This window comes from Roseateles sp. FW305-36 (assembly GCF_058787015.1).
In genome coordinates, this window is the sequence record NZ_JBYSZK010000016.1 from 102,330 (window position 1) to 120,639 (window position 18,310).

At 68.2% G+C, this 18,310-nt stretch carries 17 protein-coding genes; 12 read left to right on the forward strand and 5 right to left on the reverse strand.

Translation table 11 applies throughout. The annotated features are described in order from the left end of the window. The first annotated feature begins 110 nt into the window (after positions 1–110). Positions 111–1,514 carry an O-antigen ligase family protein gene (locus AC3WOE_RS24685; RefSeq protein WP_492694123.1) on the forward strand — a complete coding sequence of 468 codons (1,404 nt, stop codon included), beginning with the start codon at positions 111–113 and terminating at the stop codon, positions 1,512–1,514. Between the two features lie 49 nt (positions 1,515–1,563). Further along, positions 1,564–3,417: a PglL family O-oligosaccharyltransferase gene (locus tag AC3WOE_RS24690; RefSeq protein ID WP_492694125.1), complete on the forward strand. Its 1,854-nt coding sequence runs from the start codon at positions 1,564–1,566 to the stop codon at positions 3,415–3,417. Positions 3,418–3,420: 3 nt separating this feature from the next. Here AC3WOE_RS24690 and moaC read toward each other — a convergent pair whose 3' ends face one another. Then, positions 3,421–3,903: a cyclic pyranopterin monophosphate synthase MoaC gene (gene moaC / locus AC3WOE_RS24695; RefSeq protein WP_492694127.1), complete on the reverse strand. Its 483-nt coding sequence runs from the start codon at positions 3,901–3,903 to the stop codon at positions 3,421–3,423. 75 nt (positions 3,904–3,978) lie between these two features. On the opposite strand from moaC, the gene AC3WOE_RS24700 reads away from it, so the two are divergent. Then, positions 3,979–5,583: a M48 family metalloprotease gene (locus tag AC3WOE_RS24700; RefSeq protein WP_492694129.1), complete on the forward strand. Its 1,605-nt coding sequence runs from the start codon at positions 3,979–3,981 to the stop codon at positions 5,581–5,583. Here AC3WOE_RS24700 and AC3WOE_RS24705 read toward each other — a convergent pair. Beyond that, positions 5,580–6,212 carry a glutathione binding-like protein gene (locus AC3WOE_RS24705; RefSeq protein WP_492694131.1) on the reverse strand — a complete coding sequence of 211 codons (633 nt, stop codon included), beginning with the start codon at positions 6,210–6,212 and terminating at the stop codon, positions 5,580–5,582. The genes AC3WOE_RS24700 and AC3WOE_RS24705 overlap by 4 nt on opposite strands. Positions 6,213–6,281: 69 nt before the next feature. On the opposite strand from AC3WOE_RS24705, the gene AC3WOE_RS24710 reads away from it, so the two are divergent. Then, positions 6,282–6,911: a TetR/AcrR family transcriptional regulator gene (locus AC3WOE_RS24710; protein ID WP_492694133.1), complete on the forward strand. Its 630-nt coding sequence runs from the start codon at positions 6,282–6,284 to the stop codon at positions 6,909–6,911. Here the strand turns inward: AC3WOE_RS24710 and AC3WOE_RS24715 are convergent. Continuing rightward, a complete protein-coding gene (locus AC3WOE_RS24715) occupies positions 6,908–7,264 on the reverse strand; it encodes a phage holin family protein (protein WP_492694135.1) in 357 nt (118 codons plus the stop codon). The two genes, AC3WOE_RS24710 and AC3WOE_RS24715, sit on opposite strands and share 4 nt — an antisense overlap. Before the next feature lie 126 nt (positions 7,265–7,390). Between AC3WOE_RS24715 and AC3WOE_RS24720 the strand changes: the two genes are divergently transcribed. The 7 genes from AC3WOE_RS24720 (at position 7,391) to AC3WOE_RS24750 (ending at position 13,806) form a co-directional block, all read left to right on the forward strand. Next, complete coding sequence (locus tag AC3WOE_RS24720; RefSeq protein ID WP_492694137.1) at positions 7,391–8,137, forward strand: energy transducer TonB; 747 nt, start codon at positions 7,391–7,393, stop codon at positions 8,135–8,137. 94 nt (positions 8,138–8,231) lie between these two features. Then, positions 8,232–10,487 (forward strand): TonB-dependent receptor, encoded by a 2,256-nt coding sequence (locus AC3WOE_RS24725; RefSeq protein WP_492694139.1) that lies wholly within the window; start codon positions 8,232–8,234, stop codon positions 10,485–10,487. 23 nt (positions 10,488–10,510) lie between these two features. Continuing rightward, the gene (locus AC3WOE_RS24730; protein WP_492694141.1) at positions 10,511–11,194 is read left to right on the forward strand and encodes a Fe2+-dependent dioxygenase; all 684 of its coding nucleotides are present in this window, start codon (positions 10,511–10,513) and stop codon (positions 11,192–11,194) included. Next, positions 11,191–12,309, forward strand: a complete 1,119-nt coding sequence (locus tag AC3WOE_RS24735) for an alpha-hydroxy acid oxidase (protein ID WP_492694143.1) — start codon at positions 11,191–11,193, stop codon at positions 12,307–12,309. The genes AC3WOE_RS24730 and AC3WOE_RS24735 overlap by 4 nt, the downstream gene beginning before the upstream one ends. 10 nt (positions 12,310–12,319) lie before the next feature. Then, positions 12,320–12,604, forward strand: a complete 285-nt coding sequence (locus AC3WOE_RS24740; protein ID WP_492694145.1) for a PepSY domain-containing protein — start codon at positions 12,320–12,322, stop codon at positions 12,602–12,604. Between the two features lie 6 nt (positions 12,605–12,610). Then, positions 12,611–13,156: a cytochrome b/b6 domain-containing protein gene (locus AC3WOE_RS24745; protein ID WP_492694147.1), complete on the forward strand. Its 546-nt coding sequence runs from the start codon at positions 12,611–12,613 to the stop codon at positions 13,154–13,156. A gap of 221 nt (positions 13,157–13,377) precedes the next feature. After that, a complete protein-coding gene (locus tag AC3WOE_RS24750; protein WP_492694148.1) occupies positions 13,378–13,806 on the forward strand; it encodes an SWIB/MDM2 domain-containing protein in 429 nt (142 codons plus the stop codon). A gap of 220 nt (positions 13,807–14,026) precedes the next feature. On the opposite strand, the gene AC3WOE_RS24755 is transcribed toward AC3WOE_RS24750, so the two are convergent. Then, positions 14,027–14,419 carry a response regulator gene (locus tag AC3WOE_RS24755; protein WP_492694150.1) on the reverse strand — a complete coding sequence of 131 codons (393 nt, stop codon included), beginning with the start codon at positions 14,417–14,419 and terminating at the stop codon, positions 14,027–14,029. Positions 14,420–14,637: 218 nt separating this feature from the next. On the opposite strand from AC3WOE_RS24755, the gene AC3WOE_RS24760 reads away from it, so the two are divergent. After that, positions 14,638–15,402, forward strand: a complete 765-nt coding sequence (locus AC3WOE_RS24760; RefSeq protein WP_492694152.1) for an MHFG family PEP-CTERM protein — start codon at positions 14,638–14,640, stop codon at positions 15,400–15,402. Here AC3WOE_RS24760 and uvrA read toward each other — a convergent pair whose 3' ends face one another. After that, positions 15,403–18,306 (reverse strand): excinuclease ABC subunit UvrA, encoded by a 2,904-nt coding sequence (gene uvrA, locus AC3WOE_RS24765; RefSeq protein WP_492694154.1) that lies wholly within the window; start codon positions 18,304–18,306, stop codon positions 15,403–15,405. Between the last annotated feature and the right edge of the window lie 4 nt (positions 18,307–18,310).

Here is an 18,310-nt window from a genome sequence, read left to right on the forward strand (position 1 = left end):
AAAAAGGGGCCTCGCGCCCCTTTTTTTGCTTTTCTGCCGCGGATATTCGCCGCCCCGGCGGCGGCCCAGCAGAAGATGCAGCGCTTCACGAGCCTCCCTGCCAACTTGCCATGCATAGCAAAACCTGGGGTGCCAAGCTGACGGCCTGGCTGTTTGGCGGCGCCCTGCTGGCATTCATCGGGTTGATGCCGTTCTATTCGGCCAGCGCCTCGGCGCACAACTCGGCCAGGCTGGCGCAAATCCCCCTGTTCCTGCTGGCCACGATCTTCCTGCTGGTCGGTGAGCGCGCGCGCTGGATGCGCGCCCACACGATCAAGGTCGGCGCGCTGGCATTGCTGGCACTGGCTTCAGCGCTGCACGCCCATCACCCCACCGCGGCTCTCAGGGAGCTTGCGCTGGTCTTCTCTCTGGTCTTCCTGACCCTGGCCATCAGCGCGCTGCGGGAAGAAATCGGCACCGAAAAGATTCTTCTCGCCATCGTCTCGTCGTGGCTGGTCTACGAGGCTTTCTTCCTGATGGCCTGGAGTGCCAGCGCCTTGAATGGCGGGGTGGGCAACTTCTGGCTGATGGTGCCGGGATTCGACAACCCCCGTTTCCTCAACCACGCCCAGACTCCCGCTCTGCCCCTGCTGATCGGCGTGGCGAGCGACGGCAACAACTCAGTCAAGCTCAGGCGACTCGCCTGGGTCGCCGCGACCCTCAGCATCGCGCTCCTCATCGGGCTGGCCTCGCGGGCGAGCAGCATCGCGCTGGTACTGAGTGCATTGGCCGTGGCTCTGCTGTTCCGTCGACAAGCCGTCAGCTACCTGAAGAGCGCCCTGGTCGCGCTGGTGGCGGCGCTGATCTTCTACTTCGGCGTCTTTTACGCGCTACCGCTGCAACTCGACGCCGCGGTCATGACCACGCAGCACACCGCGAACGACATGGTCAGCGACCACTCGCGGCTGTTCCTGTGGAAGATCGGCTTCGATCAGTTGATCAGCTCGCCGCTGCTGGGCGTCGGCCCCATGCATTTTTCGGACTACGTCAATCTGCGCGGCGCCCACCCTCACAACATCTATGTCCAGACCCTCGCGGAGTACGGACTGCCGGCCACCTTGCTGCTGCTGTATTGGCTGCTGCGCGCGTTCTGGAAAGGTGTCCAGCAGCGCCGGCTCGCAGGCGGCAGCCTCACCGGGCTTGACGTCGCTGCGGTAGCCGCCGTTCTTGCGCTGGCCATCGATGGCTGCTTCTCCGGCAATTTCGTGATGCCGGTCTCCCAGGTGTGGATCTGCATCGCGATCGCGCTGTTTGCGAGCGGGTCCAAGGCCGCCACGGCAACATCGGCCACGGCGCAGCAGGAAAAGCCGCTCGTGTGCCGCCTCGTGCTGTCGGCCTTGCTGATCGTTCAGCTCCTGTTCGTCTATCCCAGCATCCGGGAGTTCGAAATGGAGCGTCCCACCCTGGGCCAACGCTCAGCATCGCCCGCATCGGAACCCAACAATCCGCGCTTCTGGCTCGACGGCTGGCTCTGAAAAAGGGCACACGCAGCGAGGCTGTGCGGGCATGCCATCATGCGCGCCCATGTCGTCCCAGACCTTCGCCCAGCCGCAATCCGATGCCGCGCCGCTCGGCCTCATCCTCGCCGCCGCCCTGCCGCCGCTGCTGGCCTTCAACCAGACCCCGGCCGCCACGCTCTACAACCAACTGCTGGCCCTGGCGGGCTGGGGCCTGGCGCTGATTGCGTGGGCCGGCTTCACGCCGAACTGGCGCGCCGGCCTGAAGAGCCCGGCCGCGATGGCGCTGGCCCTGCTGCTGGCCGCACCGATGAGCTCCGTCGTCTGGCGCGGCCTGCCCTCCTCGCTGGGCTTCAGCGCGACCGCCGTCATCGGTGCGGGCCTGGCCGTGCTGATCGTCGCCCAGGGCCTGTCGACCCGATCGCGCCAGCTCGCCGCGGAGGCCTTTTGCTGGGGGCTGCTGATCACAGGCCTGCTGACGGTCGCGATCTGCCTCGTGCAGGTCTTCCTGCCCGGCGGGGCCGACGGCGCCCTCATCGCGCGCTCCGGCGTGGTGGGCAGCGCGGTGGGCAATCTGCGCCAGCCCAACCACCTCGCCAGCCTGATGATGTGGTCGGCCATCGCCGCTGTCTATGTCACCGAGAAGCGCGGCTGGCGGACCGCGCTGCCGCCACTGCTGTTCGCCTTCGTCTTCACCGTCGTGCTCAGTGCCTCGCGTACCGGCTACGGTGGCATTGCGCTGCTGGCCGTCTGGGGCGTGGTGGACCGCCGGCTGTCGCGCAGCGCCCGGCTCTGCCTGCTGGCCACGCCGATCATGCTCGGCATCAGCTGGTGGGGCATGTCCCTGTGGTCGGCCGAAAGCGGCCATGCCTTCCGCGCCGCCGCGCGGCTGTCGGAGGGCGCGGGCTCGCCATCGCGGGTGGCCATCCTGCGCGACGCCTGGGACCTGACCCGGGCCAACCCGCTGCTCGGCGTGGGCTGGGGCGAGTTCAACTTTGCCTGGAGCCTGACGCCCTTTCCGGATCGGCCCATCGCCTTCTTCGATCACACCCACAACATCGCCTCCCAGCTCGCCGTCGAGCTGGGCCTGCCCTGGGCCGCCGCCGTGCTGTTGCTGCTGACCTGGGCCGTCGCGAAGGCCTGGCACGCGTCCTTCGGCAAGGAAAGCTACACGCCGCTGCTCATTGCCGTGGCATGGCTGGCCGCGGGCTTCGCTGCCTTCAGGTGGCTGGGCGTGCCTTGGGCCGTGCCGGTTGTCCCGGTGCTGGCCTGGGGGGCGTGGGAAATCTGGCGCAGTCCTTCGACGCCGGACGAAGACTCGTCGCTGCGCCGCGCAGCGCTGATGATCGTGTTGGCCATCTCGCTGCACAGCCTGGTCGAGTACCCGCTTTGGTACGCCTACTTCCTGCTGCCGGCCTGCTTCGCCCTCGGCCTCGCACTGCCGGCGGACCCGGCGAATGCGCCGGCGAACGCCCTGCCGTGGCGGGTGATCGGTGTCCTGCTGGTCGCCGGCAGCGTGTACGCGGTGGTGGACTTCCAGCGCATCGCCGCCATCTACGCGCCAAGCGAAGACGCCCAGCCCCTGGGCAAGCGCATCGCGACCGGCCAGCGCTCGCTGTTCTTCAGCCATCAGGCCGACTACGCGGCCGCCACCAGCCAGTCGCCCGGCCCGCTCGCACTGGAGGCTGCGCGCCGCACGGCTTTCAACCTCATCGACGCGCGACTGCTGATGCATTGGTCGCAGTCGCTGGAGAAGACGGGAGACAAGGAAGGCGCACGCTTCCTCGCCGACCGCCTGCGCGAGTTCCGCAACCCGACCGGCGACACCTGGTTCGCCACCTGCGAGGACGCCGCTTCGGCACCTGCCATGCTGCAGTGCCAGCCGGCCTCGGGCGTCGTCGACTGGCGGACCTTGCGATAGGCCCTATTCGATCGCGCGCCACTCGCCCGACTTGCCACCCTGCTTTTCCAGCACCCGCACGCGATCGATGACCATGCCGCGGTCGGCCGCCTTGCACATGTCATAAATCGTCAGCAGGCCGACCTGCACGGCGCACAGGGCTTCCATCTCGACACCGGTGCGCCCCAGGGTCTCGACCTGGGCGCGGCACAGCACGCGGCTGCCCGCCTCGTCCAGCTCGAACTCGACCGCCACGCGCGTGATCGGCAGCGGATGGCACAGCGGCACCAGGTCCGAGCAGCGCTTGGCGCCCTGGATGGCCGCGATACGCGCCACGCCCAGCACATCACCCTTCTTGGCCGTGCCGCTGGCGATCAGTGCGAAGGTTGCAGCCTGCATGCGGATCTCGCCCGCGGCGACCGCAACGCGATGCGTCTCGCCCTTGGCCGACACGTCCACCATATGCGCCTGGCCCTGGGCGTCGAAGTGAGTCAGGGGAGTGGTCATACCGGGAAACAAACAGGAAACCGAGTTGCAGGCATCATAGGCAGCCGGCTGCGCGCCGGCCGGAGCCTTTTGCTGATGAAGAAGTCGTTCGCCACCCGCCCCCTGATCACCCTGCTTGCGGCCGCCACGCTGGCCTTGCCCGGCGCGCCGCTGAGTGCCCAGGTCAACCTGCCGGCCCTGGGCGACTCGGTCTCGCAAGACCTCGACGTCGGCGCCGAGCGCCGCCTGGGCGACCAGGTCATGCGCCAGATCCGCATCGATCCCGACTATGTGCAGGACCCGCTGCTGCAGGAGTACCTGGACGGCATCTGGGACCCGCTGGTCAAGGCGGCGCGCAAGCTCGGCCACATCGGCGACGAGACCCAGGCCCGCTTCGCCTGGGAGCCTTTCCTGGTGCGCGACCGCAGCGTCAACGCTTTCGCGCTGCCGGGCGGCTTCGTCGGCACCCACCTCGGGCTGATCCAGATGACGGTGTCGCGCGACGAGCTCGCGTCGGTGCTCGCCCACGAGTTGTCCCACATCACCCAGCGCCATATCGCCCGCCGCATCGCCGGCGATTCGCGCAACAGCATGGTCGCCATCGCCGGCCTGCTGCTCGGCGTGCTGGCGGCCTCTCGCGGCAACATCGACATGGCCAATGCCGGCATCATCGGCGGCCAGGCCGCGGCCACTCAGCTGTCACTGAACTTCTCGCGCGACATGGAACGCGAGGCCGACCGCGTCGGCTTCAATGTGATGACCGAGGCCGGCTTCGCACCGAGCGGCATGGTCAGCATGTTCGAGCGCATGGAGCAGGCCTACCACCTGATGGACAACGGCGCCTACCCGTATCTGCGCTCTCACCCGCTGACCAGCGAGCGCATCGGCGACGCGCGCACCAAGCTCGCGCTGGTGCCCTTCGAACGCCCGCACGGCCTGGCCGAGCATGCGCTGATGGCCGCGCGCGCCCGCGTGCTGATGGACCCGCGCGTGGACGCCTGGAAGGTGCTCGAGAACTACGACGCCGGCGCGCGCAACATCCGCGAGAGCGGCGGCTACGAGCAGCTGGGCGCCCGCTACGCCGCGGCGCTGGCCTCGATCAAGCTGCGCAATTTCGACCGCGCCGAGGCCACGCTACGCGGTGCCGAGGTGACGCTGCAGATCGTCAACCCCAGCCCCACCGAGACCGTAGCGGCCAAGCGGCTGCTGACCTATCTGCGCGCCGAACTGGCCGAGGCGCGCGGACGCCCGCTGGAAGGCATCGCCGCGCTGGATTCGCTGCAGGGCGAGCGCTCGCGTCCGATGCTGATGCAGCGCGTCGGCCTGGCCCTGGCCTCGGGGCCCGCGTCCACGTCGGCCCCGGCGCTGCGTGAGGCCTCGGAGGCGCTGCAGACCCATGTCAGCCTCGAGCCGACCGACGCACTGGCCTGGCACGAACTCGCGCTGATCTGGGAGAAGCTCGGCCAGCCGCTGCGCGCCGTGCGCGCCCAGGCGGAGACGCGTGCCGCTGCCGGTGACCTCAACGGCGCCATCGACCGCCTGCGCTCCGGCCTGCGCCAGTCGCGCGGCCCGGACGCCGACCAGGTCGAGGCCTCCGTCATCGACGCCCGCCTGCGCACCCTGGTCTACGAGCGCCAGTCCATCCTCGGCGAGATGTATAAGGGTCGCTACATCCCACCAGACGTCGAACTGCCCAATTAAGCGGCGCGCAGGCGCTGCTCCTCCTGGTACAGAGCGAACTCCTCGCGCAGCGCGCGGGCCACGGCCTCGCGCTGGCCGATGCGGCGGTGATAGGCCTTGACGGCCGGCCAGGCGCCCAGGTCGACGCCGGCATAGGGCGCCCAGTTCAGCACGACGGCCAGGTAGATGTCGGCAATGCCATAGCTGCCCTCGAGGTGCTCATGCTGCTGCAGATGCGCTTCCAGCGCGCCCAGGCGCAGGGCCGCCTTGTCCATCGAATAGGCCTTCACCTCGGCGCTGGCCTTGGGGTCCAGCAGCGGCACGAAGACGGCCTTGTGCAACTCGGTGCCGATGAAACCCAGCCACTGGCGCACGCGAGCCCGCGCATCGGCCGCCGTGGGCAGCAGGCCCGCCTCAGGCCAGGCTTCGGCCAGGTACTGCAGCACGGCCGGGTTCTCGGTCAGCACCCAGCCTTCGGGCGTGCGCAGCGCCGGCACCTGGCCCATCGGATTGATCTGCCAGTAGTCGCGGCCATCCAGCGTGCGCTTGGCCTTGCCGTCGACCTGCGTGAAGCGCGCCTCGGCGCCCACTTCATACAGCACGGTGCGACTCGCCAGCGAACAGGCCATGGGGGAAAAGAACAACTCCATCTCGGTCTCCAACAGTGTTTTTGTACTGTATTGAATAGAATTCACTGTCGTCAATGAATTTCGTTCATCGTGGTACAAAAATCTGAAGAAGAAGGGAAGCCGGCGTCACGTCCGCGGGGACGGCCGCGCAGCTTCGACACCGAAGCCACGCTGGCCCAGGCGACCCTGGCCTTCTGGCAGCGTGGCTATGCGTCGACGTCGATGGACGACCTCAGCGCCGCCACCGGCCTGAACCGGCCCAGCCTGTACGGTGCCTTCGGCGACAAGCACGAGCTCTATCTGCAGGCGCTGCGCCTGTACACCGAGCAGTCCAACGCGGCCATCGCGGCGGCGCTGGAGGGGCGCTCGCTGCGCGACGGGCTGCTGCGGGTCTACGAACTGGCCCTGCAGCTCTACTACCCGGCCGACGAGGCCGCCCGCGGCTGCCTGCTGATCGGCACCGCGGCCACCGAGGCGCCGCGCGACGAGGCCATCCGCCAGCAGCTGGGCGATTCGTTGCGGGGCTTCAATGCCGCCTTCGAGCTGCGGCTGCAACGAGCCGTCGATGAGGGTGAATTGCCGGCCGGCACCGACGCCACGATGCGCGCCCAGCTCGCCTCTGCGGTGCTGCATTCGATGGCGCTGCGCGCGCGTGCGGGCGATCCGCGCAGCGAACTCGCCGCCCTGGCCCGGGCCGGGGTCGAGATGGTCTGCGGCTAGTCGGCTGGGAACAGGCGCTCGATGACCACGTCGATGACCATGCCGCACAGGCTGTAGATCAGCGAGCCGATCAGCGCGGCGGCGAAGCCGGTCACGGCCAGGCCGTCCAGCAGGGTGGCTGCCATCCAGAACATCAGCGCGTTGATGATGAACAGGAAGAGGCCCAGGCTGAGCACCGTCACCGGCAACGTCAGCAGCACCAGCAGCGGGCGCAGCAGCGTGTTCAGCAGGCCGAGCACGAAAGCCGCGATCAGCGCCGACGTGAAGCTCTTGACGATGACGCCGGGATAGAGGTGGGCCACCAGCAGCAGGGCACCGGCGAGCAGCAGCCAACGAACGAGGACCTTGGTCATGGCCGCGAGCATATCGGGCGGCGCCCGCTCGGGTGTCGCGCCACCGCCGCAGCTTGATAGAAGTTAAATAGGAATCGTTCGCATTCGTGTTAAGATTTTCCTCGAATTGAACCGAACGCCCTGCCCGTGAAGCCGCTCGCCTTTGTCGCCCCCACCTCGGTTGTCGTGCCACCACGGCCGACCGTGGCGCGCCCGATGCAGCCGCGACCGAGCTTTGCGGAGATGTCGCGCCCGCCGCGCAGCCGTCGCCTGCTGCTGGTCGGCATCGCCGCCCTGCATCTGCTGGGCCTGTGGGGCCTGAGCCAGGTGCAGGACCTGCGCCGCAAGGTGGCCCAGGTCGCGCCTGTCGTCGTGCGCCTGATCGCGCCGATCGAGCCGCCCAAGCCCCGGCCTCCGATCCCGGTTGCACTGCCGCAGATGCAGGCGCCGGCGTTGACGATGGTCGAGCCCCCGCTGATCGCTGTCGCGACGGCACCGGCTCCTTCTCCCGTCGTCGCCGCCCTGCCGCCGCCTCCGCCAGCTGTTGTACCGGTGCAGACGACGCCGGCGCCCGTCATCCAGCTCACGCCGCCGCCCGCTCCGCAGATCAAGCAGATCCCGGCCAGCGCGGTGCGCTATCTGAAGGAGCCGAACACCACGGTGCCGCTGATGTCGCGGCGGCTACGCGAGTCCGGCACCGTGCACCTGCGCATCGTCGTCGACGTGCGCGGCCAGCCGCGTGAGATCACGCTGGCCAAGTCTTCGGGCTTTGCCCGCCTGGACGAGCAGGCGCTGCAGGACATGCGCGCAGCCCGCTTCGTCCCCTATACGGAGAACGGCCAGGCCGTCGAGTGGGAGGTCACCGCGCCCGTGTTCTACCCACTCGATCGCTGACCCCCTTTTCCTTTCCCGAGTAGCCATGCCGTGGGCGGCGCCTTGCGCCGTCAGGGGCAAAGCCATGCCCATCCACGATCCATCGGAAATTTCCATGTCCCGCAAGCACAAATCGAACAGGGCTCCGGCCCTGCTGCCCCTGGGCGCCCTTGCCGCCGGCTTCGGCCTGGCCACGGCTGCCCTGGCCCAGACCACTCCCGCCGAGAAGGCGCCCGCCAAGGAAGAGAGCGTGCTGCCCACGGTGCGCGCCAAGGTCAATGTCGAGCCGCAGGGCAAAGACGGCTACCAGGCCACCGAGACCCGCATCGGCAAGGGCAAGCAGGACATCCGCGACATTCCGCAGTCGCTGACCGTCGTCACCGAGAAGCTCATCGACGATCGCAACCTCGACAACGTCAAGGAAGTGCTGAAGAACACCGCCGGCATCACCTTCCAGGCGGCCGAAGGGGGCGAGGAAGACATCAAGATCCACGGCATCTCGCTGCAGAGCACCGGCGACATCTTCATCGACGGCATGCGTGACCCGGCCTTCTACGACCGCGACACCTTCTTCCTCGACAAGGTCGAACTGCTGCGCGGCTCCGGCGCGCTGATGTTCGGCCGCGGCTCCAGCGGCGGCGCCGTCAACCAGGTCACCAAGCAGGCCCTGCTGGCCGACCAGAACCAGATCGACGTGACCATGGCCAGCCACAGCGGCATGCGCCTCGTCGGCGACCTGAACAAGCGCCTGGGCGAAACGTCGGCGCTGCGCGTCGGCGTGATGGCCACCGATGCCGACAACGACGGCGCCGGCACCTCGCTGGACAAGCGCGGCCTCGCCGGCAACCTGCGCTGGGGCATCGACGAGCAGGACGAATTCAGCCTGACCCTCTACGCCCTGGACAACAACAACGGCATGAACTACGGCATGCCCTGGATCAAGCCGACGCTGACCGCGCCCACCAGCGCGACGACGCTGCTGCCGCTGGACCCGACGGCCTACTACGGCATGGCCAGCGACTACAACAAGGGCTCGGCCAACTACGGCATGCTGACCCACACCCACCGCTTCAGCCCCAACGTCGAGCTCGTCACCAAGGCCCGCTATGCGTCCTACACGCGGGACCAGCGCGCCGGCACGGTGCGCTTCGCCGCAGCCAACCTGCAGCCCACCAAGGTGGCCGTGTCTCTCGACACCTTCGGCCCCAACGCCGTCATCAACCGCGGCACCCAGCTCAAGGTGCAGGACATGCAAACGGTCACCGCGCAGAGCGACCTGAGCGCCAAGTTCAAGGCCGCCGGCATGGACCACAACCTGCAGACCGGCGTGGACTTCTCGCAGGAAAAGAAGCAGGTCTACGCGGCCTACTCAGCGGCCCAAGGCGGCGTCGTGCCGACCAAGCCGACCACCACCATCGGCGCACCGGACGACGGCGCCTGGATCGACGAAGGCAAGCGCAGCTTCCGCACCAACAACGACTACGTCTCCAAGGGCTATGGCGCCTATGTGCAGGACCTGATCCAGGTCGCGCCGATGTGGAAGCTGCTGGCCGGCCTGCGCTACGACAGGCTCGACGGCGACTACAGCGTCTACAACATCCCCAACAACGCCGCGACGCCGGTCACGACCCAGCCCTATGCGATGCGCATCTCGGAGTGGAGCAAGCGCGCCGCCGTGCTGTTCCAGCCCAGCGCCCAGTTGTCCTTGCACCTGATGGGCGCAACGTCCTTCAACACCTCGGGCGACACCTATTCGCTGAGCGCCGCCAACGCCAACATCCCGCCCGAGAAGTCGGTCAACCTCGAGCTCGGCGGTCAGTACGACTCGGCCGACGGCAAGCTGACGACGCGCTTCGGCATCTTCCGCGCCACCAAGCTGCATGAGCGCAATACCGACCCGCTGACCAACCTGGTCGAGTTGTCCGGCAAACGCCACGCGCAGGGCATCGACGTCGACATCACCGGCCGCATCACGGCCGACTGGGAAGTTTTCGGCAACTTCACGTGGATGCCGACAGCCATCATCGACATCGCCGCCGAAGGTGCCGAAGGCCGGGGCGCGCGTCCGTCGCTGACGCCGCGCTATTCGGGCAGCCTGTGGACGACCTACAAACTCACGCCGCAATGGCGCGTCGGTGGCGGCGTCAACGCACGCAGCGGCCAGCAGCCCAACCGCAACCCCGGCTTCTACGCACCCAAGTTCATCATCGCCAACCTGATGGCCGAGTACACGGTCGTCGAGGACGCGCTGCTGTTCCGCCTCAACATCGACAATGTGGCCAACAAGCTCTACGCCGACACGCTCTACACGGGCCACTATGTGCCCGGCAAGGGCCGGGTCGTCGCGCTGACCGGCACCTACAAGTTCTAATCCCGAAAGACCTGCGCACCGCCATGCTGCTGAAGATCCCCCAGATCCTCGACGCTGCCGGCGTGGCTCGCGCCCGCGAACTGCTGGCCATCGCCCCTTGGGCCGATGGCCGCACGACCGCCGGTCGCCAGGCCGCCCAGGTCAAGAACAACGAACAGCTGCAACCCGGCAGCGAACAGCAGCGCGAGCTGCAGGCCCTGGTGCTGCAGGCGCTGGAGAAGCATCCCGTCTTCTTCTCCGCCACGCTGCCCAAGCGCGTGCTGCCGCCGCTGTTCAACCGCTACGGCGGCACGACCAACGCCTACGGCAGCCATGTCGACCAAGCCGTGCGCTACCTGCCCGGGGGCCTGCAGCGCGTGCGCACCGACATTTCCTGCACGCTTTTCTTGAGCGAGCCGTCCGAGTACGACGGCGGCGAGCTGGTCATCGAACACGCCTACGGCGAGCAGCGCGTCAAGCTCGCGGCCGGCGACATGGTCGTCTACCCAGGCAACAGCGTGCACCGCGTCGAGCCGGTCACGCGCGGTGCGCGCCTGGCCAGCTTCTTCTGGATCGAGAGCATGGTGCGCGCCGACGAGCAGCGCCGCTTGCTCTACGAGATGGACATGAGCCTGATGAAGTTGCGCGGCGAGTTGGGCGAGACGGAAGAGTTGGTCCAGCTCACCGGCACGTATCACAACCTCCTCAGGATGTGGGCCGACACGTGACGGCACCGCGCATCGAATCGCTGCCGGAAGGCCGGGCCAACCTGGCCGATTTCGAGGCGCCCGCAAAAGCGCGCATCGACGCCCCCGCCTGGGCCTATCTGAACGGCGGCGCGGCCGACGAGATCACGCTGCGCGCCAACCGCGCCGCCTGGGACGCGATCAAGCTGCATCCGCGCGTGCTGCGCGACCTGTCCGGTGGCCACACCCGCGTGAGCCTGCTCGGCCGCGAGCTGCGCCACCCCATCCTGCTGGCGCCCATCGCCTACCAGCGCCTCTTCCACGCCGACGGCGAGCTGGCCATCGCCCATGCCGCCGCCGCCCAGGAGGCCGGCCTCATCCTCAGCGCCCAGGCCAGCGTCGACATGGAGGCCGTCGCGACGCCCATGTTGGCGGACGCGTCCGCCGGTCCGCTCTGGTTCCAGCTCTACTGGCGCGACGACCGCGACTTCATGCGTGCCCTGCTGCGCCGCATCGAGGCGGCCGGCTTCCAGGCCTTGGTGCTGACCGTCGACGCGCCCGTGCACGGCGCGCGCGATCGCGAACGCCGCACCGGCTTCAAGCTGCCCGACGACATCCGCGCCGTCAACCTCGGCGGCATCAAGAGGCCGCTCACCCTGCAGCCCGGCCAGAGCGCACTCTTCGACGGGCTGATGCCGCGTGCAGCGACTTGGGGCGAGATCGACTGGCTGCGCGCCGAGAGCAAGCTGCCGCTGCTGCTCAAGGGCGTCACCCATGCCGACGATACGCGCGAGGCCATCGCCCGCGGCGTGACCGGCTTCATCGTCAGCAACCACGGCGGCCGCGCGCTGGACACGCTGCCCCCCACCGCCGAGCTGCTGCCGCCACTGCGCGCGGCCCTCGGTCCCGACGTGCCCCTGCTCGTCGACGGCGGCATCCGCCGCGGCACCGACGTTCTCAAGGCCATGGCCCTCGGCGCCAACGCCGTGCTGCTGGGCCGCCCCTATGTCCACGCCCTCGCCGCCAGCGGCGCTCTCGGCGTGGCCCATGCGCTGCGACTGCTGCGCGACGAGCTGGAGATCGCCATGGCCCTCTCCGGCTGCAAGACTCTCGCCGACGCCGGCCCGGCGCTGCTCTGGCCCGGTAACTCCCGTTGAAGGACTCCCCATGAAATATTTCGCTCCCCTGCTCCTCGCTGTCACCGCCTCTACCGCCTTCGCCCACGGCAACGTCTCCTGCCCGGCCATGCCCAAGGAAGAGATGAAGCCGCAGATGGAACTGCAAAAGAAGCTGGAAGGCGAAGGCTGGAAGGTCCGCGTGGTGAAGAACTACAACGGCTGCTACGAGGTCTACGGCTTCGATGGCGCCGGCAAGAAGGCCGAGGCCTTCTTCAACCCGAAGACCTTCGAGCGCGTCTATCCGGAGGGCGAGCAGCCCGCCGAGAAGAAGTAATCGGCGATGCGCATCCGCGTCTGGGACGGCCTCGTTCGCCTGCTGCACTGGACGCTGGCGGCCGCCGTCGCGACCGCCTGGATCAGCGGCCACTGGCCGCCCAGCCATTTCGACGAATGGCACCACACCGCCGGCTATGTGGCCGCCGCGGCCGTGGCGCTGCGGCTGATCTGGGGCTTCACCGGCGGCCGCTATGCGCGCCTCGCGCAGTTCGTGCGCGGCCCGCGCGCCGTGCTGGCCTATGCCCGCTCGATGCGCGCCGGCCATGAGCCGCGCTACATCGGCCATAACCCGTTGGGTGGATGGATGGTGCTGGCGCTGTGGTCCACCGCCGCGGCGCTGTCGCTGACAGGCTGGCTCTACACGACCGACTGGCTGTGGGGCTACGAGTGGCTGTCGGACCTGCACGCCTGGCTGGCCTGGGGCATCGCCACCCTCGTCATCGGCCATCTCGGCGGTGTCGTCGTGACCAGTTGGCGGCATCGCGAGAACCTCGTCGGCGCGATGTTCAGCGGCTCCAAGCGCGCCGCCGATGGCGACGACGTCGCCTGACTGCAAGCCTCGAGAAGGCCCAAGTGATGCGGCCTCGCGACATGCAGGGCCTCAAAGGGCCGATTTCATGGGCCTCTGCGGGTCATCCCCTCTATGAAAGCCTTCTCTTCCCCTGGGGAGCGCAGTACCATCGCCGCCGCAGGGTGCTAGAGAGTATTGAAGGCTTACGCGGCCTTCACCCGGACCCGGCACATCAACAACCTTTGATGGAGTGAATCGACATGGCAACTGCGAAGAAGGCCGCGCCCGCGAAGAAGGCGGCACCGGCAAAGAAGGCCGCCCCGGCGAAGAAGGCGGCGCCCGCGAAGGCGCCTGCTGCCAAGAAGGCAGCTCCGGCCAAGAAGGCCGCGCCCGCGAAGAAGGCAGCTCCGGCCAAGAAGGCCGCAGCCCCCGCCAAGAAGCGCACGCCCAACGCCGCCTTCATGAAGGCACTGACCCCCAGCGCGGCCCTGGCCGCCATCGTCGGCGCAGCACCCCTGCCGCGCACCGACGTGACCAAGAAGGTCTGGGAATACATCAAGAAGAACAAGCTCCAGGACGAGCTGCAGAAGCGCGTCATCAACGCCGACGCCAAGCTGAAGGAAATCTTCGGCAAGGCCAAGGCCGACATGTTCGAGATGACCAAGCTGATCAACAGCCACCTGAAGTGAAGCGGCGCCGCGCTTGCCGCGGCCTCGTCAACGCAAGCCCGGTTCCACCGGGCTTTTTTTCGTCCGTTCCTGCCTGGCTACTCGCAGGTAGCCAGTCCTTCGCAAGGCGTCAGACAGCACGCAGGTGCTGTCCTCGGTCCTTGTCATGCCTGTCTGCTCGTAGGCAGCCAGTCCTTCGCAAGGCGTCAGACAGCACGCAGGTGCTGTCCTCGGTCCTTGCTCAGCCCAGCAGCTTGCGTAGCCCGGCTTGCAGCACCGGCACGTCGATGGGCTTGAGCCAGTAGTCGTCGAAGCCCGCCGCGCGGGCGGCGCGCACGACGGCACCGGGGTTGTCGGCCGACAGGGCCACCCAACGCACGTCTCGCAGCGCCTCGGTCAGGGCTGCATCGGCGGCCACGCGTGCACGCAGCTCCAGGCCCGTCATGTCGGGCAGGTGCATGTCCACCAGCACCAGGGCCGGGGGGCACTCCGCCAGCGCCGCCAAGGCCTCGGCGCCCGTCTCCACCATGCGCAACTCCCAATCCGGCAGCAGCCGGAACACCTCCTCCATCAGGATCAGGTGGATGCGGTCGTCTTCGACGTAAAGCACCAGCGGCGCGGCGCGGTCGGGCATGGGGAGGTCTGGGGGCAGGAACAGCGGCAGGCACGATAGCAGCAATGACCGGGTTGCCCGGTGGTGTGCAACTGCCAATCGTTTTCAAGGATTTGCGTGATTTATCGCACTCCGCGCCCACCCCCACTTTGCGGGTCTTCAACGAGTACAAACCCTCTATCTCCCTAATACTAGGGACATGCGCCCTGGTTCGGGCGCGACCCTTTTCTGGGCCCCGCATGTCCCTGATCGCCACGCTCGCTCTCGCCGTATCCGCCGGCTCCACGCTGCCCCAGTGCAGCTGGGACCGTCCGGGCGTCAACCCTTTCATGGGTGACGTGGTCGCGGCGGTCGATCACTACAAGGACATCCCGGCCGCCACTCGTGAAAAGCTGAAGGCCCGGATGAAGGCGCGCAGCTATGACGACATCGCCGTCATCGAACGCGACGGCATCACAGGCAAGGCGAGCTACGCCCCCGAGATCCGCGACATGCATTTCGGCCCCGGCGCCATCTGCCGCACCGTGACACGCACCAAGTGGACCGCCACGACGCAGGAGCGCGGCCTGGTCTATTGCGAGGACGGCCAGTGCATCCTCGTGCCCACCGTCTGCCGCAACGTCAGCCGCATCCGCCGCCTGGACAAACCCACTGCCGTCGCGCCCGCGCGCGCCGCCAATGTCGCCTCGTCGACCCGCGAGGGCCAGGAGACCGCGCCCCTGGAATTCGAAGCGCCGGCTGCCGGCCCGGCCCCCGCCGCGGCACCGGACAGCTTCGCCGCCACGTCCGGCGTGCCAACGCTGGCCAGCGCGCCCGTCCCACCCGGTTCGCTCCTGACCGGCGGCCCTGGTGGCCCCGTCATCATCGGCATGCCGCCGTTGCCGCCCGGTACGGTGACCACCGACCTGGCCCATACGCCGGCCGTGCCCGAGCCCGGCACCTGGGCCATGATTGCCCTGGGCCTGCTGGTCGTCATCTTCCGGGCCCGCCAGCGCAGGCCCTGATCAGCGCTTCCTGAGCAGCGGCGCCAGATAGCGCCCCGTGTGGCTGGCCTCGCAGGCCGCCACGTCCTCGGGCGTGCCGGCCACCAGCAGCGTGCCGCCGCCTGAGCCGCCTTCCGGCCCCATGTCGACGAGCCAGTCGGCCGTCTTGATGACGTCCAGGTTGTGCTCGATGACGACGATGGTGTTGCCCGCGTCGCGCAGCTGGTGCAGCACCTTCATCAGCAAGGCGATATCGGCGAAATGCAGGCCGGTGGTCGGTTCGTCCAGGATGTAGAGGGTGCGCCCCGTGTCGCGCTTGCTCAGCTCCAGCGCCAGCTTGACGCGCTGGGCCTCGCCGCCCGACAGCGTCGTCGCGCTCTGGCCCAGCTTCACATAGCCCAGGCCCACGTCCAGCAGCGTCTGCAGCTTGCGCGCGAGAGTGGGCACGGCGTTGAAGAGCTCGAAGGCGTCCTCCACCGTCATGTTCAGCACCTGGGTGATGTTCTTGCCCTTGTAGAGCACCTCCAGCGTCTCGCGGTTGTAGCGCCGGCCCTGGCAGACGTCGCAGGGCACGTAGACGTCGGGCAGAAAGTGCATCTCCACCTTCAGCACGCCGTCGCCCTGGCAGGCCTCGCAGCGGCCACCGGCGACGTTGAAACTGAAGCGCCCCGGGCCATAGCCGCGTTCGCGCGCCGTGTTCATCTCGGCGAACAACTCGCGGATGGGCGTGAACAGGCCGGTATAAGTGGCCGGGTTGGAGCGCGGCGTGCGGCCGATGGGCGACTGGTCGACGTTGATGACCTTGTCGAAGGCATCCAGGCCCTCGATCTCGTCGTGGGCAGCCGGGTCGGCGTGGCTCTGGTAAAGCTTCTTGGCGACGGCGGCGTACAGGGTGTCGTTGACCAGGGTGCTCTTGCCCGACCCGGACACACCGGTCACGCAGGTGAAGAGGCCCACCGGGATCTCGACCGTCACGCCCTTGAGGTTGTTGCCGCGCGCGTTGACGATGCGCATCACCTCGCCCGAGGCCTTGTGGCGTGCCACCGGCACTTCGATGCGCGCCGTGCCGCTCAGGTACTGGCCGGTCAGCGACTGCGGATTGGCCGCCACCTGGTCGGGCGTGCCCTGGGCCATGACCTGGCCGCCATGCACGCCGGCGCCGGGGCCGAGGTCCAGCACCCAGTCGGCCGCGCGGATGGCGTCCTCATCGTGTTCCACCACCAGCACCGAATTGCCCAGGTCGCGCAGGCGCCTCAGCGTCGCGATGAGGCGGTCGTTGTCGCGCTGGTGCAGGCCGATGCTGGGCTCGTCCAGCACATACATGACGCCGGTCAGGCCGGAGCCGATCTGTGAAGCCAGCCGGATGCGCTGGGCCTCGCCGCCCGACAGGGTCTCGGCGCTGCGGTCCAGGCTCAGGTAGTTCAGGCCGACGTCGTTGAGGAAGCGCAGCCGCGATGCGATCTCGCGGATGACCTTGTCGCCGATCTCGGCCTTGTTGCCCTTGAGCTTGAGCGACTCGAAATAGTCCAGGCATTCGCGCAGCGTCGAATGCTCGACCTCGTAGATGGGCCGGCCGCGCACGCCTGCCGGCGCATCGGCCGGCTGCAGCACCACATGGCGCGCCTCGCGCCGCAGCCGCGAGCCCTCGCAGGACGGGCAGGGCTTGGCCGCCATATAGCGGGCCAGATCCTCGCGCACGGCGGCCGAATCGGTCTCCTTGTAGCGCCGCTGCAGATTGGGCAGGATGCCCTCGAAAGGATGCTGGCGCTTGACCGAGCGCTTCTTGCCCGAGGCCGATTCGGCCTGGTAGACGAAGCTGATGTCTTCTTGTCCAGAGCCGCGCAGCAGCACCTCCTGGGCCGTGGCGGGCAGGTTTTCCCAGGGCATCTCGACGTCGAACTTGTAGTGGGCGGCGACCGACTCCAGCAGCGAGAAGGTGTAGGGGTTGCGGCGGTCCCAGCCCTTCACAGCACCGCTGGCAAGGCTCAGCGTCGGGAAGGCGACGACACGGTCGGCGTCGAACACCGTCACCTGGCCCAGGCCCTCGCAGCTCGGGCAGGCGCCCACCGGCGAATTGAAGGAGAACAGCCGCGGCTCCAGCTCGGGCAGCGAATAGGAGCAGATCGGGCAGGCGAACTTGCTGGAGAACAGCGTCGTCTGCTCGTTGTCCATGTTCATGACCAGGGCCCGGCCGTCGGCCAGCCGCAGCGCCGCCTCGAAGCTTTCGGCCAGGCGCTGGCGCAGGCTGTCGGCCGAATCGTGGCGCAGCTTGATGCGGTCGATGACGACGTCGATGTCGTGCTTTTCGGCCTTCTTCAGCGCCGGGATGTCGGGCGCCTCCACCGTCGCGCCGTCGACGCGGAAGCGCACATAGCCTTGGGCCTGCAGGTCCTGGAAAAGCTCGACGAACTCGCCCTTGCGGTCGCGCACCACCGGCGCCAGCAGCATCAGCTTGCTCTCGTCCGGCATGGCCAGCACGGCGTCCACCATCTGGCTGACCGACTGCGCCTCCAGCGGCAGGTCGTGGTCGGGGCAAAAGGGCGTGCCGGCGCGGGCATAGAGCAGGCGCAGGTAGTCGTGGATCTCGGTGACCGTGCCGACCGTCGAGCGCGGGTTGTGCGAGGTGGCCTTCTGCTCGATGGAGATCGCCGGGGACAGACCCTCGATGATGTCCACGTCGGGCTTGTCCATCAGCTGCAGGAACTGGCGCGCGTAGCTGGACAGGCTCTCGACGTAACGCCGCTGCCCCTCGGCATACAGGGTGTCGAAGGCGAGCGAGGACTTGCCTGATCCCGACAGGCCCGTGATGACGACCAGCGCATGCCGCGGCAGGTCGACATCGATGTTCTTCAGGTTGTGGGTGCGCGCGCCGCGCACGCGAATGAATCTGGATTCGGGGACTTCGGGCAGATCCGGGAGAGCCATGGCA